The organism is Aliivibrio sp. S10_S31 (assembly GCF_014694495.1).
GTDB lineage: Bacteria > Pseudomonadota > Gammaproteobacteria > Enterobacterales > Vibrionaceae > Aliivibrio > Aliivibrio fischeri.
In genome coordinates this window covers 269,298-287,751 of the sequence record NZ_JAAUWR010000003.1, presented here as the reverse complement: position 1 = coordinate 287,751, position 18,454 = coordinate 269,298, and the positions used below count along the sequence as shown (strand labels likewise).

Genomic DNA, 18,454 nt, shown 5'->3' with positions numbered 1-18,454 from the left:
TTTCCTATGATTTTACATGTAACATATAATAGTAATGTAGCGATTAACTTCTTAAGCCAATCCCCTTAGAGACCAGGTGCCAAGCGATACTATATAAAGCAATAATAAATACAGACAACACAGCAAATGCCGTACCGATCCCAACATCAGAGACGCCTAAGAAACCGTAACGGAACGCATTTACCATATAAACTATCGGGTTTAACTTAGAAACCCCTTGCCAAAATTCAGGCAATAGACTTATCGAGTAAAAAACACCACCTAAATACGTTAATGGCGTTAATACAAACGTTGGAATAATACTAATGTCATCAAATGTTCTAGCAAAAACGGCATTAATCAATCCACCCAATGAAAAAACAATGGATGTCATTAATACCGTCAGCATGATCACGCCAAGATGAGCAATTTGAATATCAACGAAAAATAGAGACACACAAGTAACTAATGCACCAACCAACAAGCCTCGAACAACACCACCACCAACAAATCCTGCGATAATAATGTAGTTAGGTACAGGAGCCACAAGTAACTCTTCTATGTTCTTTTGAAACTTAGAACTAAAGAAAGAAGAAGCTACATTTGAATATGAGTTAGTTATAACTGACATCATAATCAAACCAGGAACAATATATTCCATATAACTAAAGCCACTCATTTCACCAATGCGTGACCCAATTAAATTACCAAAAATAATGAAATAGAGCGTCATGGTTATTGCTGGTGGAACTAATGTTTGAACCCAAATACGAACAAAACGGTTTATTTCTTTTGAGATAAGGCTTTTAAATGCTGTCCAATATAAATTCATCATTATTTTGCTTCTCCTGAACGAACAATACTAACAAACAATTCTTCTAATCGATTTGCTTTATTCCTCATAGAGAGCACATTAATACCTTGATGATTTAACTGCTCAAAAAGATAATTAAGCCCCTGAGATTTATCAATTTCAACTTCAATAGAGCCATCTTTACAACTGGTTATTTTTGCACCGTCTAAAACAGGAACAGGGCTATTTTCAGCAAGATCCAAAATAAAGGTTTCAACTTGAAGTTTATTCAATAATGACTTCATTGAGGTATTCTCTATTACCTCACCTTTATTAATAATTCCTATATTTCGACAAAGCATTTCAGCTTCTTCAAGATAGTGCGTAGTTAATATGATCGTCACTCCTTGCTCATTAATTTGCTTTAGAAATTCCCACATAGAACGACGAAGCTCAATATCAACACCAGCTGTTGGTTCATCAAGAATTAATAATTTAGGTTCATGCATTAAAGCACGAGCAATCATTAAGCGACGTTTCATACCTCCAGATAAGTTACGTGCACGATCATTTCTTTTTTCCCACAGATCCAACTGAGTTAAATATTTTTGAGCTCTCTCTTTTGCTAATGTACGAGATACACCATAATAACCCGCTTGTTGAATTACAATTTGCAACACGGTTTCAAATGGATTGAAATTAAACTCTTGTGGTACCAAGCCTATTTGCTGCTTTGCCTGTACTAGTTGGGTATCAATGTCATAACCAAATACTTGTACTTTGCCTGATGTTTTGTTTACCAAAGAGCTAATAACACCTATTGTCGTCGACTTTCCTGCCCCATTAGGACCAAGTAAGGCATAAAAATCTCCTTTTTCAACGGTTAAGCTCACTCCTTTTAGAGCTTCAAAACCACCTGAATAGGTTTTTCTTAATTGTTCAATTTCTAATGCGTACATTTATTTACCTATTATCTGGAAGTAAATATCTAATAATTGATCTAGATTATCGTTAAATTACGATGAATGCAAATTCACATCTTTAATCAATAATAAAAAAACCGCAGAGTGATTCACCCTACGGTTTGATTTATTCCAATTAAGCTAATACGTTACTCTTCATTCGGTGAAACATATTTTATTGCAGACTTAAGCGCTTCATAACGAAATTTATAGGTGTTCTCACTCGGAATTAAATCCGTAACATGAAACTTATCTAATTGCTCTTTCGTCTGCTCATTTGGGCACAGTAAATACACTTTACAGTTTGCATCTAGTGCATCATTAATCGCATTCTCTAACGCTAAACCAACGGTCACATCAATCATGGGAACATCGGTTAAATCAAGTATCATCACTTCATAATCAGAAATACTGCTGTGCTGCCTTGATATTGCTTTAGATACACTGAATATCATTGGACCTGATAAATAAAAGAAAAGCACCTTACCATTAGCTTTATCTAGTAGAGCTCGCTCACTGTCAGTTAAAGGAACATCATCTTCATCCGCATCACTGATCGCTTTTACTTGCCTTGCTTGCTCTCGGCTTAAACGCTCAATAATAATAATGTTAGAAATAAAAACACCAAGACCAACAGCGACAATTAAATCAACAAATACGGTTAATAACATAACACCGTACATAATGGCCATGCCAGCAAAGCTAACCTTATGAGCGCGTTGAATAAAACTCCAATCCAAGATATTAAAACCGACATATACAGCAATACCAGCTAATACCGCCATCGGAATAGGTTCTGTTAATCCACCAGCAACCAATACGACTAAAGCGAGCACTGCTGCTCTAAACACCCCAGATAACGGTGAGCGAGCGCCAACTTGAATATTGGTCACCGTTCCCATAGTGGCACCAGCTCCAGGTAAAGCACCAAATAATCCAGAGATCATATTTGCTAAACCTTGGCCTCGTAGCTCTTTATCTGAATCATGCTCCTTACGTGTTAATGAGTCACCAATCACGGCAGTCAATAACGTATCTATACAGCCCAATGTGCCAAGAACTAAAGCGTCAATAACCATGGTGGTGAACATTTCAAAATTAATGGTTGGAATAACCAGAGAAGGTAGACCGGCAGGTATCTCACCAATTCGACGAATAGATTCCATATCAAAAAAGAGAACAGAGAGCAGAGTTACCGCAACAAGAGCCACTAATTGAGCTGGTACGTATTTTCGATATTTATCAGGAAATAAAAATAAAACCCCAAGAGTTAATAACCCAAGAAATAACTCTTTAATGTCCAAGTTAGCTAATGTATCAGGTAATGCAGATAAGGTTCCGATTACTCCCCCCGCAGGTGCTGCATGCCCTAATAAAGGAGAAAGTTGAAGAATGATAAGAATGACACCAATACCAGACATGAAGCCAGAAATTACACTATAAGGCATTAATGTAATGTATTTACCAAGCTTTAATGTACCGAGTAAAATTTGGAACGCACCGGCCATCATTACAACAGTAAACGTCATAGCCATACCCGTTTCAGGATATTTCGCTACCATGCTAGTTAAAACAGCAGTCATGATAACGGTCATGGGACCTGTTGGCTCAGAGATTAACGTTGAAGAGCCCCCAAATAATGAAGCAAAAAGCCCCACCATTATCGCCCCCCAAAGACCGGCCTCAGCTCCAGCACCAGATGCCACACCAAACGCCAGTGCGAGAGGAAGCGATATTATGGCCGTGGTAACCCCACCAAAGAGGTCCCCTTTTAAATTAATATTGTCAAACCGTTGACCAAACACCGTTAGCTCCTTGTTTATAAACACGTTAACCTCATTAATTTAACAAATGTTATTCATCTCTCATAATAGTTAATTAGAACTAATCACTACTACTTATGTTCTAACTATAAATAAAGACTAAAAAGCCATTTTTAAAAGCATGAACTCGTCAGATGAGTACTTTTAAAAGCATTTTTTAGCAGATTGAAATTGTAACATTGTGTATAGTAAATAAACCTGTTGAGGTTTTTAACAGAAAGAAGTTTAGGTAATACTCTTCCTTCTTATGTATTTAAGGGATGAAAAATTTAAAATGCCAGAAATTAAAGAACTTTTTGAGAATAATTCTAAATGGGCTAAATCAATAAAAGCAGAACGCCCTGAATATTTTGCAAAATTAGAAGAAGGTCAACACCCAGGTTTTTTATGGATAGGTTGCTCAGATAGTCGAGTACCAGCAGAACGTTTAACTGGGTTATATTCCGGCGAACTATTTGTGCATCGAAATGTAGCAAACCAAGTTATTCATACCGATTTAAACTGCTTATCCGTTCTTCAATATGCTGTCGATGTTTTGAAAATCAGACATATTATTGTTTGTGGCCATTATGGCTGTGGTGGTGTAAATGCAGCTATCGATAATCCTCCTTTAGGCTTAATCAATAACTGGCTACTGCACATTAGAGACTTATTCCTAAAACACAGAACTGTATTTGGTAAGTTACCTCGTGAAAAATGGGGTGATAAACTGTGTGAAATTAATGTCGCAGAGCAAGTATATAACGTAGGTAACTCAACCGTTATGCAAAATGCGTGGGAACGTGGACAAGACGTTCAAATTCATGGTGTTGTGTATGGCATGGGGGATGGCGTATTAAATGACCTTGGTGTTAAAGGGCATAGTCGCGAATCATTAGAAATATCATATCAAGCAGCAATGTCTAATATTACTAATGTTGGTGATGAATGATAAAAGGGAAATAATATCGTTCCCTTTTATCATAATAAATATATACACTGCATTATAACAACACAGATAATATAAGTTGCCAGAGAAAGCATTCACCACTTACTTTCTCTGGCTATTTATTACGTCGCTATTCTCAAGCGTATGAGTCGACGAAGATGACGTACTTGGCGCTCGGCTTTAAATACAGGCTGTTCAAGATCGCTGATTGTTCGACCATCAAGATGCAAACCTATATCTTTTAGTAAATACTCATTTCCCCATGGAATTTCATATTGTACTTTACGTACAGCACGTTTCCACTCTCGCTCTTCACGAGCTAAATCCGCTTTAATAAGTAAAGTTGCTAAACGTAGGTATATTGAATGACGCATAATATTTCTCCAAATATTGATATGTGAGAGATATTGCGACTAATGCTAGAGGAATATACAAAGAAACCCTTCTAAAGATAGCCGCAATATTCGCAGCCTTAGAAGGTTACGAATTAATTAATCGTTTCGAACACTCGTAAATGCAAACGAGATATTGGTGGTGCAACATTGTTTGTACATATGAATAACCATCATGTTGACCTCCTAAAACGTAAAATTAATTCTTTAAATAGGTAAGATGTAAATTTTATTTACGGTTAAATTGTAACCGCCAGTGATTATTTTTCAACCACAAATTTGAAACATTTAAAAAACAAAATAAACACATTGAAATACTTTATTTGCTTAACATTCATTCTAATATTGGAATAAAAAAATGTTTCTAACCGAAGTTTTCGCTATATAAAATAGCTAATAGTTATATCAATAAAAAAGCCAAAGAACATGAAGGATCTTTGGCTTTATTCTTCTACTTAATAGCATTATTAAGCATCAAGATTAGAAAACGGTAATGCGTGAACACCCGCTCTCAAATTATTCTTGCGGTACCACTTTTCCGATATACGATAAGTTACGGTACTTCTGAGCGTAATCAATACCCACACCAACCACAAATTCATCAGGAATAGAGAAACCAATCCAATCAACATTTACTTCTACTTCACGACGAGAAGGTTTATCCAGTAATGTACAAATCGTAATTGAATTTGGTTCACGGATAGATAGGATCTCACAAACCTTACTTAATGTATTACCTGTATCAATAATATCTTCAACTAGAAGAACATCTTTACCTTTAATGTCGTCATCTAAATCTTTTAAGATTCGTACATCACGAGTACTTTCCATACTGTTGCCGTAGCTTGATGCCGTCATAAAGTCTACAGTCATTGGCACATCAATAGCTCGCGCTAAATCAGCCATGAATACGAATGAACCTCGTAATAAGCCAACCATTACTAATCCTTCAGAATCTTTATAGTGTTCTGAAATTTGTTGACCTAGTTCTTTTACACGTTGGTTGACCTCTTGCTCCGAGATCATTACCTCTACTGTATGTTTCATACTATCTCACTTATTCGTTGAACCTACTAAGAGTAGGATTAGACCTGCACAGTTTACAGCAAAATAGAAAATGAAACGTGAGTAATTATAAAAGTTTTTCTGAACTGAGATTAAGAAAGAGCTGTTAACGCATTTATAATGACATAAAAAGATAATCAACACTTGGCAATAACTACATTCAAAATGTAAACTTCACTTTCTATTTATTGCGTAAATATATGCAATATTGAAAAAAATTCTTTAAGTTCGTCATAAATTTCATTGATCAGCTGAATAACTGTTGAATATATAAGCAGCCTTATGTAAAGTTATTGAGAATAATAATAATAAAACCCTATATAAAATAATAATTTGTTGGCAAGGATATAAATATAATGGATACAATCCAAAAAAGGCCTAGAACAAGGCTATCTCCAGAAAAGCGCAAAGAACAATTACTTGATATCGCAATTGAAGTGTTTTCACAACGTGGCATTGGTCGCGATGGTCATGCTGATATTGCAGAAATCGCTCAGGTCTCTGTCGCTACCGTGTTTAATTACTTCCCAACAAGAGAAGATCTTGTTGATGATGTATTAAATAAAGTCGAAAACGAATTTCACCAATTCATCAATAACTCAATTTCTCTTGATCTTGATGTTCGTTCTAACCTTAATACTCTTCTTCTGAATATCATTGACAGCGTTCAAACTGGTAATAAGTGGATCAAAGTATGGTTTGAATGGAGTACCTCTACTCGTGATGAAGTATGGCCCCTTTTCTTAAGTACTCACTCAAATACAAATCAAGTTATCAAAACTATGTTTGAAGAAGGTATTGAACGTAACGAAGTATGTAACGACCATACCCCTGAAAACCTAACAAAAATGCTTCATGGTATTTGTTACTCTGTTTTCATTCAGGCTAACCGTAATAGTTCATCTGAAGAAATGGAAGAAACGGCAAATTGCTTCTTAAATATGTTGTGTATTTATAAATAGTTTCAGGATTCAGGATTCAGGATTCAGGAAATGATAATAATAAAAAACCGCTGATTTCTCAGCGGTTTTTTTATGTCTTAACAAATGCGTCAGAATTATTTTTTCTTTTTAACTGCTTTTTTGTTTGGAAGGTCAGTGATTGAACCTTCAAATACTTCAGCAGCTAGACCCACAGACTCATGTAGAGTTGGGTGAGCGTGGATAGTAAGAGCGATATCTTCTGCGTCACAACCCATTTCGATTGCAAGGCCGATTTCACCAAGAAGTTCACCACCGTTAGTACCAACGATAGCGCCACCAATTACACGGTGAGTTTCTTTATCAAAGATAAGCTTAGTCATACCATCAGCACAATCAGATGCGATTGCACGACCTGATGCAGCCCATGGGAAAGTAGCAACTTCAAAGTTTAGACCTTCTTCTTTTGCTTCTTTCTCTGTTTTACCAACCCAAGCAACTTCTGGCTCAGTGTAAGCAATTGAAGGAATTACTTTAGGATCGAAGTAGTGCTTCTTACCAGAAATAACTTCTGCAGCTACGTGACCTTCATGCACACCTTTGTGAGCAAGCATTGGTTGGCCAACAACATCACCGATTGCATGAATGTGAGCAACGTTAGTACGCATTTGCTTATCAACATTGATGAAACCACGCTCATCAACTTCGATACCTGCTTTTTCAGCATCGATAAGTTTACCGTTTGGTACACGACCGATAGCAACAAGAACCGCATCGTAACGCTCAGCTTCTGCTGGTGCTTTTTTGCCTTCCATTGAAACGTAGATACCGTCTTCTTTTGCTTCAACTGCTGTTACTTTTGTCTCAAGCATTAACTTGAATTTGTCTTTAATGCGTTTTGTGTACACTTTAACGATGTCTTTATCCGCAGCTGGGATAACTTGATCAAACATCTCAACCACTTCAACTTTAGAACCTAGAGAGTGGTAAACCGTACCCATTTCAAGACCGATGATGCCACCGCCCATGATCAATAATTTTTCTGGCACTTCTTTTAGTTCTAGCGCATCAGTTGAATCCCAAATACGTGGGTCTTCATGCGGGATGAACGGAAGTTTAATCGGACGAGAACCCGCTGCAATGATAGCGTTATCAAAAGTAACTGTTGTGTTTTCTTCGCCTTCAACTTCGATTGTGTTAGGGCCTGTAAATTTACCGTAGCCATTAACTACAGTAACATTACGCATCTTAGCCATACCACCAAGACCGCCAGTCAGTTGAGTTACAACTTTATCTTTCCAGATACGGATCTTGTTAATATCAGTTTGTGGTTCACCAAAAACAACACCGTGTTCAGCCATTGCTTTTGCTTCTTCGATTACTTTAGATACGTGAAGAAGAGCTTTCGATGGAATACAACCCACGTTTAGACATACACCACCAAGAGTGCTGTAACGCTCGATTAATACAGTTTCTAGACCTAAATCTGCGCAACGGAAAGCAGCAGAGTAACCAGCAGGACCTGAACCAAGTACAACTACTTGGGCTTTAACTTGTTTGCTCATTTTGACCTCGTTATAGTCATTTCCCTAACAGGCTGACAGATGTTCTATTATTGTTTTCAAACCGCATTCATTTTACATATATGTTAACAGTGTGAAAGCAAGTTGGGGTTAGCCTGTGAGCTAGACAACAATTCACATTCAGCATGCTCCTATTGGAACATTAAAAAAAACTGCAAATTGCTTTAAAAAATATAATGTAAGGAATAAATCCTTAAGCTTATTAAGCAATAAGGTGACCTATTAGCCACCTTATTGTTTGTTTCAATAACCGCTAATTACAGTACTAAACGACGAATGTCTGATAATGCACTGTTTAAGAAAGTAATGAAACGAGCACCTTCTGCGCCATCGATAACACGGTGGTCATAAGACAGAGACAGTGGAAGTTGTAGACGCGGAGCGAACTCTTTGCCATTCCATACAGGTTTAATCTCAGACTTAGAAACACCTAGGATACCAACTTCTGGTGCATTTACGATTGGTGTAAATGCAGTACCACCAATACCACCAAGGCTTGAGATTGTGAAACAACCGCCTTGCATATCAGAAGCTGTTAGTTTACCAGCACGTGCTTTCTTAGAAACAGCCATTAGCTCTTCAGATAGCTCGTAAATGCCTTTTTTGTTCACGTCTTTAAATACAGGAACAACTAGGCCATTTGGCGTATCAACTGCGATACCTACGTTTACGTACTTCTTAAGAATGATGCTTTCGCCATCTTCAGATAGAGAAGAGTTAAACGCTGGGAACGCTTCAAGTGCTTTAGCAACCGCTTTCATAATGAATACAAGTGGCGTGATCTTCATGCCTGTATCATTTTTAGCTTCGATTGCATTTTGCTCTTTACGGAATGCTTCTAGCTCAGTGATGTCAGCGTTATCCCACTGTGTAACGTGAGGGATCATTACCCAGTTACGGTGTAGGTTTGCACCAGAAATCTTCTTGATCTTAGAAAGTTTCTGAACTTCTGTTTCACCAAACTTGCTGAAATCAACTTTTGGCCAAGGAAGTAAACCAAGAGCTGAACCGTCACCACCTTTACCTGATGCAGCTGCACCAGATTCAAGACGTTTAAGTGCATCTTTCACGAAACCTTGAACGTCTTCTTTAAGGATACGGTTCTTACGGCCAGTACCTTTAACTTTCGCTAGGTTTACACCAAATTCACGAGCAAGACGACGTACGACTGGAGACGCATGGGCGTAATCGTTGTTCGCTTCAAATTCACCTGTTGATGCAGGAGCAGAAGCTGCTGCAACTGGTGCCGCTGCAGGAGCTGCTTGTGCAACTGGAGCTGCCGCCGCTTGAGGAGCCGCTGGTGCCGCACCTTCAACAACAAATGTCATGATTAAAGAGCCAGTCGATACTTTATCGCCTGCAGCAATCTTAATTTCTTTTACTGTACCAGCAAATGGTGCAGGAACTTCCATTGATGCTTTGTCGCCTTCAACAGTAATTAAAGATTGCTCTTCTTCTACTGTATCACCAACTGCAACCATGATTTCAGTTACTTCTACTTCATCACCGCCGATATCTGGAACGTTCACTTCTTTCTCTGCAGATGCCGCAGGAGCTGCTGCAACTGGCGCTGCCGCTTCAACTGCTGGTGCAGCTGGTGCTGAACCTGCAACTTCAAAGATCATCACTAGAGAACCAGTTGATACTGAATCACCAGAAGCAATTTTGATTTCTTTTACCGTGCCTGCAAATGGAGCTGGAACTTCCATAGATGCTTTGTCGCCTTCAACAGTTAAAAGAGATTGCTCTTCTTCTACTGTATCGCCAACTGCAACCATGATTTCAGTTACTTCAACTTCATCACCACCGATATCAGGAACGTGAACTTCTTTAAGCTCTGCAACTGATGCTGCAGCAAGAGCAGCAACTGGTGCCGCTTCAACTGCTGGAGCAGCAGGTGCTTCTGCAGCACCCTCTGCTTCAAAGATCATAATAAGAGAACCAGTTGTTACTGAATCACCTTCAGCAATTTTGATCTCTTTAACGATACCCGCTTGAGACGCAGGAACTTCCATAGAAGCTTTATCGCCTTCAACAGTGATCAGTGACTGCTCTTCTTCAACTCGGTCACCGACCTTAACTAGAATCTCAGTTACTTCAACCTCATCTGCACCGATGTCAGGTACATTAATTTCGATTGTCATTGTTTGTTTCCTTAATTAATGGAAGTCTTATGCGTATTGCGGGTTAGTTTTTTCTGTATCGATATTGAATTTAGCAATTGCTTCTGTAACAACAGATTTCTCAATATCACCACGTTTCACTAATTCAGTTAGAGCAGCAACAACTACGTAGCCTGCGTTAACTTCGAAGTGACGACGTAGGTTCTCACGGCTGTCTGAACGACCAAAACCATCAGTACCAAGTACTTTGTAAGATTCAGTTGGCATGTATGCACGTACTTGTTCAGCGTAGTTCTTCATGTAATCAGTCGCAGCGATTGCTGGTTCGTTACCAAGAACGGTTGTGATGTACGGTACTTTCGCTTCTGCTTCTGGGTGTAGCATATTGTAACGCTCTGCATCTTGACCATCACGAGTTAGCTCGTTGAAAGACGTTACAGAGAAGATATCAGATGCTACGCCGTACTCTTCACTTAGAATTTGTGCTGCTTTACGCACTTCATTCATGATAGTACCAGAGCTCATTAATTGAACTTTACCTTTAGCACCAGCGTGAGATTCAAGCTTGTAGATACCTTTACGGATGCCTTCTTCAGCACCTTCTGGCATTGCTGGCATTGCGTAGTTTTCATTCATTACTGTTAGGTAGTAGTAAATGTTCTCTTGGTTCTCACCATACATACGACGGATACCGTCTTGCATGATTACCGCTAGCTCGTAAGCAAACGTTGGGTCGTAAGAGATACAGTTAGGAACTGTGTTTGCCATGATGTGTGAATGACCGTCTTCGTGTTGTAGACCTTCACCATTTAGCGTTGTACGACCAGCCGTTGCACCTAATAGGAAACCACGAGCTTGTTGGTCACCTGCTAACCATGCCATGTCACCAATACGTTGGAAACCGAACATTGAGTAGTAGATGTAGAATGGGATCATTGGTAGATCGTTGGTGCTGTAAGAAGTCGCAGCAGCAACCCAAGATGCCATTGAACCTAATTCGTTGATACCTTCTTGAAGAACTTGGCCTGAAGTAGCTTCTTTGTAGTAAGAAACAATGCCTTTATCTTCAGGAGTATATTCTTGACCATGTGGGTTATAGATACCAATCTGACGGAACAGACCTTCCATACCGAATGTACGAGCTTCATCACAGATAATAGGAACAATGTTTTTACCGATGTTCTTATTTTTAAGTAGGATGTTTAACGTACGAACGTAAGCCATCGTTGTAGAGATGTCACGCTTTTGCTCACCTAGTAGAGGAGCAAATTCTTCAAGCTCAGGAACTTTGAATTCTTGAGTGAATTTAGGTAGACGCTGAGGCGTGTAACCTTGTAGCGCTTTACGACGAGCGTGTAGGTATTCGTATTCAGCAGAACCTTCTTCCAGTTTCAAGTAAGGTAGTTCAGCTACTTTCTCGTCAGAAAGAATGTCTTGTAAACCTAGACGATCACGTAGGTATTGTACGTGAGTCATGTCCATTTTCTTAACACCGTGTGCGATGTTTTTGCCTTCTGCAGCATCACCCATGCCGTAACCTTTAACTGTTTTAGCTAGGATTACTGTTGGTTTACCACCTGTTTCTTTTGCATTGTTAAATGCAGCAAACAGTTTAGAAGAATCGTGACCACCACGCTTCAATTCGAAGATTTGATCATCAGTCATATCTGCAACTAGTGCAGCTGTTTCAGGGTACTTACCAAAGAAGTGCTCACGTACGTATGCGCCATCTTTAGATTTAAATGTTTGGTAGTCGCCATCGATAGTTTCATTCATAAGCTGAAGAAGCTTACCTGTTGTATCTTTAGCTAATAGCGCATCCCAGTTGTTGCCCCAGATAACCTTAACAACGTTCCAACCAGCACCTTTGAATAGACCTTCAAGTTCTTGAATGATCTTACCGTTACCCATAACAGGGCCATCTAGACGCTGTAGGTTACAGTTGATTAGGAAACATAGGTTATCTAGTTTTTCACGTGCAGCGAAAGAAATCGCACCGCGTGATTCTGGCTCATCCATCTCACCGTCGCCTAGGAAAGCGTATACACGTTGAGCTGAAGTATCTTTAAGACCACGACCTTCAAGGTACTTAAGGAAACGTGCTTGGTAGATAGCAGAAATTGGACCAAGACCCATAGATACTGTAGGGAACTGCCAGAATTCAGGCATTAGTTTAGGGTGCGGGTATGAAGGAATACCTTTGCCATCAACTTCTTGACGGAAGTTATCTAGCTGCTCTTCAGTTAGACGGCCTTCAACGAATGCACGAGAGTAGATACCTGGAGAGATATGACCTTGGTAGTAAACTAAATCACCGCCATCTGTCTCATTAGGAGCACGGAAGAAATGGTTGAAACATACTTCGTAGAATGCAGCTGCAGATTGGTAAGAAGCCATGTGGCCACCTAGATCCAAATCTTTCTTCGAAGCACGTAGAACGATCATGATTGCGTTCCAACGAATAATTGAACGGATACGACGTTCAAGAGTAACATCACCTGGGTAAGCAGGCTCTTGTGCCGCAGGGATGGTATTGATGTAGTTGGTATTAATACCTGTTGGCATATCAACGCCATCTAAACGAGCTTTATCAAGAACTTGCTCTAATAGATACTGGGCGCGTTCAACACCTTCTTCACGTACAACAGACTCAAGAGCTTCTAACCAATCCTGAGTTTCTAGTGCATCAACGTCATGCTTCATGTCAGACATGCGAGCTATCCTTTTATTTGTTGGTTCAAATAGGGTATCAACGATATTCTTTTACTTAATTCATATCGTTATTTTGCTGAATTCGACGAAGTGAACATTCACGTCGTGATTCCTCTTTGGTCAATTCCAGCAACGTTTCTTCAATATAAGCGAGATGAGAGTGTGAGGCTAAACGTGCTTCTTCAGGCTTACCTGACACGATGGCTTCTACAATTTCAGCTCTGTGCTCTCTTACCTTCTCCACCACCGATTCTCGACGATTTAATAAGGTAAAATTTTGTAATACGTTTTGTTCAAGCAAAGGTTCCAGACTACGAACCATATGGAGCAGCACCACATTATGTGCTGATTCGGTTACTGTTATAAGATAGTGCATAACCGCAGAAGCTTCCGCTTCAAGATCACCATTTTTTTGTGCTTGTTGGATCAAACGATGTGACTCTTTGATCCGTTTAAAATCTTCTTCGTTACCACGTAAAGCGGCATAGTAGGCTGAAATACCTTCTAATGCGTGGCGTGACTCAAGTAAATCAAATTGCGTTTCAGGGTGAGTGGCTAATAAATCCAACAAAGGCTCAGAAAAACTTTGCCATAACCCTTTATTTACAAAGGTTCCGCCCCCTTGACGCCGAGTCAATAAATGCTTCGCTTCTAAACGTTGTATCGCCTCTCGAACTGACGGCCGAGAAACATCAAACTGTTTTGCTAACTCTCTTTCTGCCGGTAACTTCTGACCAGGAGAAAGGATTCCTTCTAATATCAGCCTTTCTAACTCTTGTTCGATTACATCGGACAATTTTGGCTGGCGTATCCTTTGATATGTCATCGTAGCTCAACCTAATTTAAGTTGATTACTTCCCACATTTCCGTGAGTCATTCGTCACTTTAATAATTGGTATTACCAATTTTATTCGATGCAAAAGTTATCATGAAAAAAGGGATACTGTCTAGATAAAAATTGATTTGAATCATAGAAAGGGATTAGCGCATACATTTAGTTAACATTCACTGTACGCGCTAATAATAATTGGTAAGACCAATTTGGAGATTTCAGCTAATAAAGCGTGTCATAAGTAAGAAAAACAAAATTCTCTACTTTAAAGTAAATCCTTTTATTTCCTTAACTTATGGTATTTTTTCCAGTCAAATGAAAGGCCGGGATCTGTCTTTCGCAATGGTGCAATATATTGATGCCCCGTAATTCGTTCATTAACTATTTGGGGGTAAGCGGCTTGTAGCACGTTTGTTACAACCGCTAAAGCTTCATATTGTTTTTGAGTATAGGCCGTAAAATCCGTCCCTTCTAACTCAATTCCAATACTATAATCGTTACATCGTTCACGTCCTGCGAACGAAGAAACACCTGCATGCCAAGCTCTTGCATTAAAAGGGACAAACTGAATAACACTTCCATCGCGGCGAATTAGGCAATGTGCTGATACTTTAAATTGATGAATGACTTTAAAGAAAGGATGTTCATTTGGATCAAGCTTACCGGTAAATAATTGCTCGATATAAGGCCCACCAAACTGCCCCGGTGGTAAGCTAATATTGTGTACAACGAGCAATGAAATATCATCTTCATCAGAGCGTTCGTCATAAAAAGGAGAGGCAACATGTTTTGCTTCGTTTAGCCAGTGATCTGCTGATAAAGTAAATTTCATGTTCATTCCTGCGTAAATTGAAGTAACTTTGAGTATCTTATGATGAAATTCTACTCTAGCGCGAGTATTATTATTGCCATAAACGTATTTCAAATAATTCAATGGACTTCATCATGATCAAAACTCACGACAGCGCATCTCGTCTTGAATATTTACAACAGCAACTTCCTACTGAAATTACTCGTGCCGTTGCAGATACCCTACGTGAAGATTTAGGCGGTACATTAGATGTAAGTACAGACATCACAGCTAGCCTAATTGCTGAAGATACTCAATCTGTTGCAACGATTATTACTCGTGAGCATGGTGTTTTCTGTGGCCAAATGTGGGCTGATGAAGTGTTTAAACAACTGGGCGGCACAGTAAGCATTGAATGGCATGTTAAAGATGGCGATAAAGTTGAACCAAACCAAACGCTTTGTACCTTAACGGGACCTGCTCGCACACTATTAACTGGTGAACGAAATGCAATGAACTTTATTCAAACGCTATCTGGTTGCTCAACAGTAACTGCAACCTACGCTGAAAAAATTGCACACACTAACTGTCGTCTACTTGATACTCGTAAAACCATTCCAGGTTTGCGCAGTGCATTAAAATATGCCGTAGCATGTGGCGGTGGTTTTAATCATCGTATTGGCGTGTTCGATGCTTACCTAATTAAAGAAAACCATATCATTGCGTGTGGCGGAATTGAAAAAGCCATCACAACAGCAAAAGAGCTTAACCCAGGTAAACCAGTAGAAGTTGAAACTGAAAGTCTAGAAGAGCTACAGCAAGCGATTGATGCTGGTGCTGACATTATTATGCTAGATAACTTCACCACAGACATGATGCGTGAAGCAGTAAAAATTAACGCTGGTCGTGCTGCACTAGAAAACTCAGGTAACGTGACTTTAGATACGATTGCTGAATATGCAGAAACAGGCGTTGATTACATCTCTGTTGGCGCATTAACCAAGCACCTTAAAGCCATGGATTTATCGATGCGTTTTAAATAAATCGTAAAATTATCGATAAACAAAAAGCCAGTAAATTTGCTGGCTTTTTATTTTTTACGGCACAAATACTCTCTTATATCTTTGATACTATTCACATAATCAACAGCTCACTTAACAAGTTAAACAGCCGTATCTAAATTAAGACTTGCGATCGACAACAAGGTTTAATTTATGACTTCTTGAAGTGAATCGTATTTGATTTTGCTGTTTACATTTATCACAGCATAAATTTATTACTCACTCGAAAGCCTCTCTTTTCTTCCTACCATATATCTCTATTCGTTTTATTATTTTACGCATCAAATAAAACATGAATCACCCCGATTCATCTTGGAGAGAAATATGAAAAAGCGTCAAGGACAGAAAGGTTTTACCCTAATTGAATTAATGATTGTAGTTGCCGTAATTGGTGTGTTGTCAGCAATTGCGATGCCACAATATCAAAAATATGTAGCGAAAGCTGAAGTTGCTTCTGCACTAGCTACCTTAACAGGTGTTAAAACTAATGTTGAAGCTTATGCTGTTGAAAATGGAACATTTCCCGATGGTTCATCTACTAATCAAACAGAAGTTGATTTAGGAGTCCCTAATTCTATACCTGGAGGATCAATTGAATTTGCTGCAGCCTCAACAGGTTCAGGAACTATAACTTTTACTTTTGATTCTTCAGGAGTAAGCACTTTAATCACCGGTAAAAAATTTCAACTAGCAAGAACTGGTACTGATGGTTCTTGGGCTTGTGATGGTTCAGCAACAACCCCTGTAACTGACGATCTATTACCAAAAAATTGTAAATAATAAATGCACACCAACCTCGCCTCTATCTTGCGTCAAGCTGAATTAATCAGTGCGACGCAAGAAAGCAGTATCATAGAATTAGTTCAAGCAGAAACGCACACCGTGCCTTCTGCTCTTTTAGCTCAGGGGATCTTTACTCATGATGAACTCGTAAGTCATCTTGCTCAAATCTTTGGACTTGAGGTGATCAACGTGACTCAATTTGATTATGCCGCCACTTGTCAAAAGCTGGGACTGCGCGATCTCATTACCCGTTATCAAGCCCTTCCAGTTAATCACGATAGTTGCACGATTCGTCTTGCTGTCGCTGATCCAAGTATTGCTCAAATAGAAGACGATTTTCGTTTTACTAGCGGAAAACAAATTGAATTACTGCTTGCGGATCAAGGACAAATCCAAGCAGCTATTCGACGCGTCTACGGAGCGGGATTGTCTGTAAATGACAATCAACATAAAGAGATAACCCAAGATGAATTAGCCTCACTGGTTGATGTTTCACTTGATGAGATAAGTGCCACAGAAGATCTCAGCCAAGACGATGCGCCCGTCACTCGCTTTATTAACCAAATTTTATTAGAAGCGGTGCGTAAAGGAGTATCGGATATTCATTTTGAACCCTATGAAGATAATTATCGTGTGCGTTTTCGCTGCGATGGGATCTTAGTGGAAAACAGCCGTCCATCCGCTCACTTAAGCCGTCGTTTATCTGCTCGCCTAAAAATCATGGCAAAATTAGACATTGCAGAACGTCGTCTACCACAAGATGGGCGTATTAAGCTCAAATTAAACAGTACCACTTCGATTGATATGCGTGTTTCTTCACTGCCAACCTTATGGGGTGAAAAAATTGTTCTGCGTTTACTAGACAGCAGCGCGGCTAATTTAAATATTGATAAACTAGGCTACAGCGATCAACAAAAAGCCCTATATTTAGAAGCCTTAAAACGCCCTCAGGGCATGATATTAATGACTGGTCCTACAGGCAGTGGGAAAACCGTCTCTCTTTATTCTGGTCTTAATATTCTCAACACTACAGAACAAAACATTTCAACAGCGGAAGATCCAGTTGAGATCAACTTGAATGGGATCAACCAAGTTCAAGTTAATCCAAAAATCGGCCTTACTTTCGCTCACGCTTTACGATCTTTTTTACGTCAAGATCCAGATATCGTAATGGTAGGTGAAATACGAGATCTCGAAACTGCAGAGATTGCGGTCAAGGCTGCTCAAACTGGGCACTTAGTTCTTTCGACTCTACATACAAATTCCGCAGCAGAAACCGTCGTTCGACTAGGCAACATGGGAATTGAAAACTTCAACTTAGCTTCCTCTCTTAGTTTGATCATTGCCCAACGGTTGGCTCGTCGTCTCTGTAATTTATGCAAACAAGAAGATCATTTAAGTGATGAGTTACGAGAAGAATATAACATTGCACCTTCAGCCATTATTTATCAAGCCAATACAGAAGGGTGTAATGAATGCACTCATGGTTACTCAGGGCGTATTGGTATTTATGAAGTGATGCCGTTCACCCGAGAACTGTCTGTTGCCATTTTAAAAGGTGCAACCGTTAGACAAATAGAACAAATCGCCATTCAACAAGGTATGGATAACCTAAAAACCTCAGGAATTAAACGATTAGAAGATGGCACCACCAGCTTACAAGAGCTAAATCGTGTGCTCTATTTTTAAAGATAAGTAGATAAGTCAA

General features: G+C 39.2%; 15 protein-coding genes. 5 read left to right on the top strand and 10 right to left on the bottom strand.

Annotated features, from left to right (window positions below; all coding sequences use genetic code 11):
* Window positions 1–43: 43 nt before the first annotated feature.
* The 3 genes from HC728_RS04265 to HC728_RS04255 form a co-directional block, all read right to left on the bottom strand.
* A complete protein-coding gene (locus HC728_RS04265; RefSeq protein WP_005420864.1) occupies window positions 44–814 on the bottom strand; it encodes an ABC transporter permease in 771 nt (256 codons plus the stop codon).
* Window positions 814–1,731: an ABC transporter ATP-binding protein gene (locus HC728_RS04260; RefSeq protein ID WP_012533705.1), complete on the bottom strand. Its 918-nt coding sequence runs from the start codon at window positions 1,729–1,731 to the stop codon at window positions 814–816. The genes HC728_RS04265 and HC728_RS04260 overlap by 1 nt, the downstream gene beginning before the upstream one ends.
* 152 nt (window positions 1,732–1,883) lie before the next feature.
* Complete coding sequence (locus HC728_RS04255) at window positions 1,884–3,539, bottom strand: SulP family inorganic anion transporter (protein WP_017019486.1); 1,656 nt, start codon at window positions 3,537–3,539, stop codon at window positions 1,884–1,886.
* A gap of 292 nt (window positions 3,540–3,831) precedes the next feature.
* Here HC728_RS04255 and can point away from each other — a divergent pair, with 292 nt between their 5' ends.
* Window positions 3,832–4,488, top strand: coding sequence for a carbonate dehydratase (can, locus tag HC728_RS04250; protein ID WP_005420870.1), 657 nt, complete (start codon window positions 3,832–3,834; stop codon window positions 4,486–4,488).
* 119 nt (window positions 4,489–4,607) lie between these two features.
* On the opposite strand, the gene HC728_RS04245 is transcribed toward can, so the two are convergent.
* Together HC728_RS04245 and hpt are read right to left on the bottom strand one after the other, a co-directional pair.
* Window positions 4,608–4,859 carry a hypothetical protein gene (locus HC728_RS04245; protein WP_005420873.1) on the bottom strand — a complete coding sequence of 84 codons (252 nt, stop codon included), beginning with the start codon at window positions 4,857–4,859 and terminating at the stop codon, window positions 4,608–4,610.
* Window positions 4,860–5,393: 534 nt separating this feature from the next.
* Window positions 5,394–5,924, bottom strand: a complete 531-nt coding sequence (gene hpt, locus HC728_RS04240; protein WP_005420875.1) for a hypoxanthine phosphoribosyltransferase — start codon at window positions 5,922–5,924, stop codon at window positions 5,394–5,396.
* 374 nt (window positions 5,925–6,298) lie between these two features.
* Between hpt and HC728_RS04235 the strand changes: the two genes are divergently transcribed.
* Window positions 6,299–6,904 carry a TetR/AcrR family transcriptional regulator gene (locus HC728_RS04235; protein ID WP_190395140.1) on the top strand — a complete coding sequence of 202 codons (606 nt, stop codon included), beginning with the start codon at window positions 6,299–6,301 and terminating at the stop codon, window positions 6,902–6,904.
* A 95-nt stretch (window positions 6,905–6,999) separates the two neighbouring features.
* Here the strand turns inward: HC728_RS04235 and lpdA are convergent, their stop codons facing one another.
* From lpdA to ampD, 5 genes are all read right to left on the bottom strand, one after another.
* Complete coding sequence (gene lpdA, locus HC728_RS04230) at window positions 7,000–8,427, bottom strand: dihydrolipoyl dehydrogenase (protein WP_005420880.1); 1,428 nt, start codon at window positions 8,425–8,427, stop codon at window positions 7,000–7,002.
* 275 nt (window positions 8,428–8,702) lie between these two features.
* Window positions 8,703–10,589, bottom strand: a complete 1,887-nt coding sequence (gene aceF, locus HC728_RS04225) for a pyruvate dehydrogenase complex dihydrolipoyllysine-residue acetyltransferase (RefSeq protein ID WP_190395139.1) — start codon at window positions 10,587–10,589, stop codon at window positions 8,703–8,705.
* A gap of 27 nt (window positions 10,590–10,616) precedes the next feature.
* Window positions 10,617–13,280 (bottom strand): pyruvate dehydrogenase (acetyl-transferring), homodimeric type, encoded by a 2,664-nt coding sequence (gene aceE, locus HC728_RS04220; protein WP_011262619.1) that lies wholly within the window; start codon window positions 13,278–13,280, stop codon window positions 10,617–10,619.
* A 55-nt stretch (window positions 13,281–13,335) separates the two neighbouring features.
* Entirely contained in the window at window positions 13,336–14,106 is a 771-nt protein-coding gene (pdhR, locus tag HC728_RS04215; RefSeq protein ID WP_005420885.1) for a pyruvate dehydrogenase complex transcriptional repressor PdhR, read from the bottom strand.
* 286 nt (window positions 14,107–14,392) lie between these two features.
* Window positions 14,393–14,944, bottom strand: coding sequence for a 1,6-anhydro-N-acetylmuramyl-L-alanine amidase AmpD (gene ampD, locus HC728_RS04210; protein ID WP_011262620.1), 552 nt, complete (start codon window positions 14,942–14,944; stop codon window positions 14,393–14,395).
* Window positions 14,945–15,057: 113 nt separating this feature from the next.
* Between ampD and nadC the strand changes: the two genes are divergently transcribed.
* The 3 genes from nadC (at window position 15,058) to pilB (ending at window position 18,435) form a co-directional block, all read left to right on the top strand.
* Window positions 15,058–15,945 (top strand): carboxylating nicotinate-nucleotide diphosphorylase, encoded by an 888-nt coding sequence (gene nadC, locus HC728_RS04205; protein ID WP_017019488.1) that lies wholly within the window; start codon window positions 15,058–15,060, stop codon window positions 15,943–15,945.
* A gap of 342 nt (window positions 15,946–16,287) precedes the next feature.
* Complete coding sequence (locus tag HC728_RS04200; protein ID WP_065621848.1) at window positions 16,288–16,743, top strand: pilin; 456 nt, start codon at window positions 16,288–16,290, stop codon at window positions 16,741–16,743.
* Between the two features lie 3 nt (window positions 16,744–16,746).
* Window positions 16,747–18,435: a type IV-A pilus assembly ATPase PilB gene (pilB, locus tag HC728_RS04195; protein ID WP_065621847.1), complete on the top strand. Its 1,689-nt coding sequence runs from the start codon at window positions 16,747–16,749 to the stop codon at window positions 18,433–18,435.
* The last annotated feature ends 19 nt before the right edge of the window (window positions 18,436–18,454 follow it).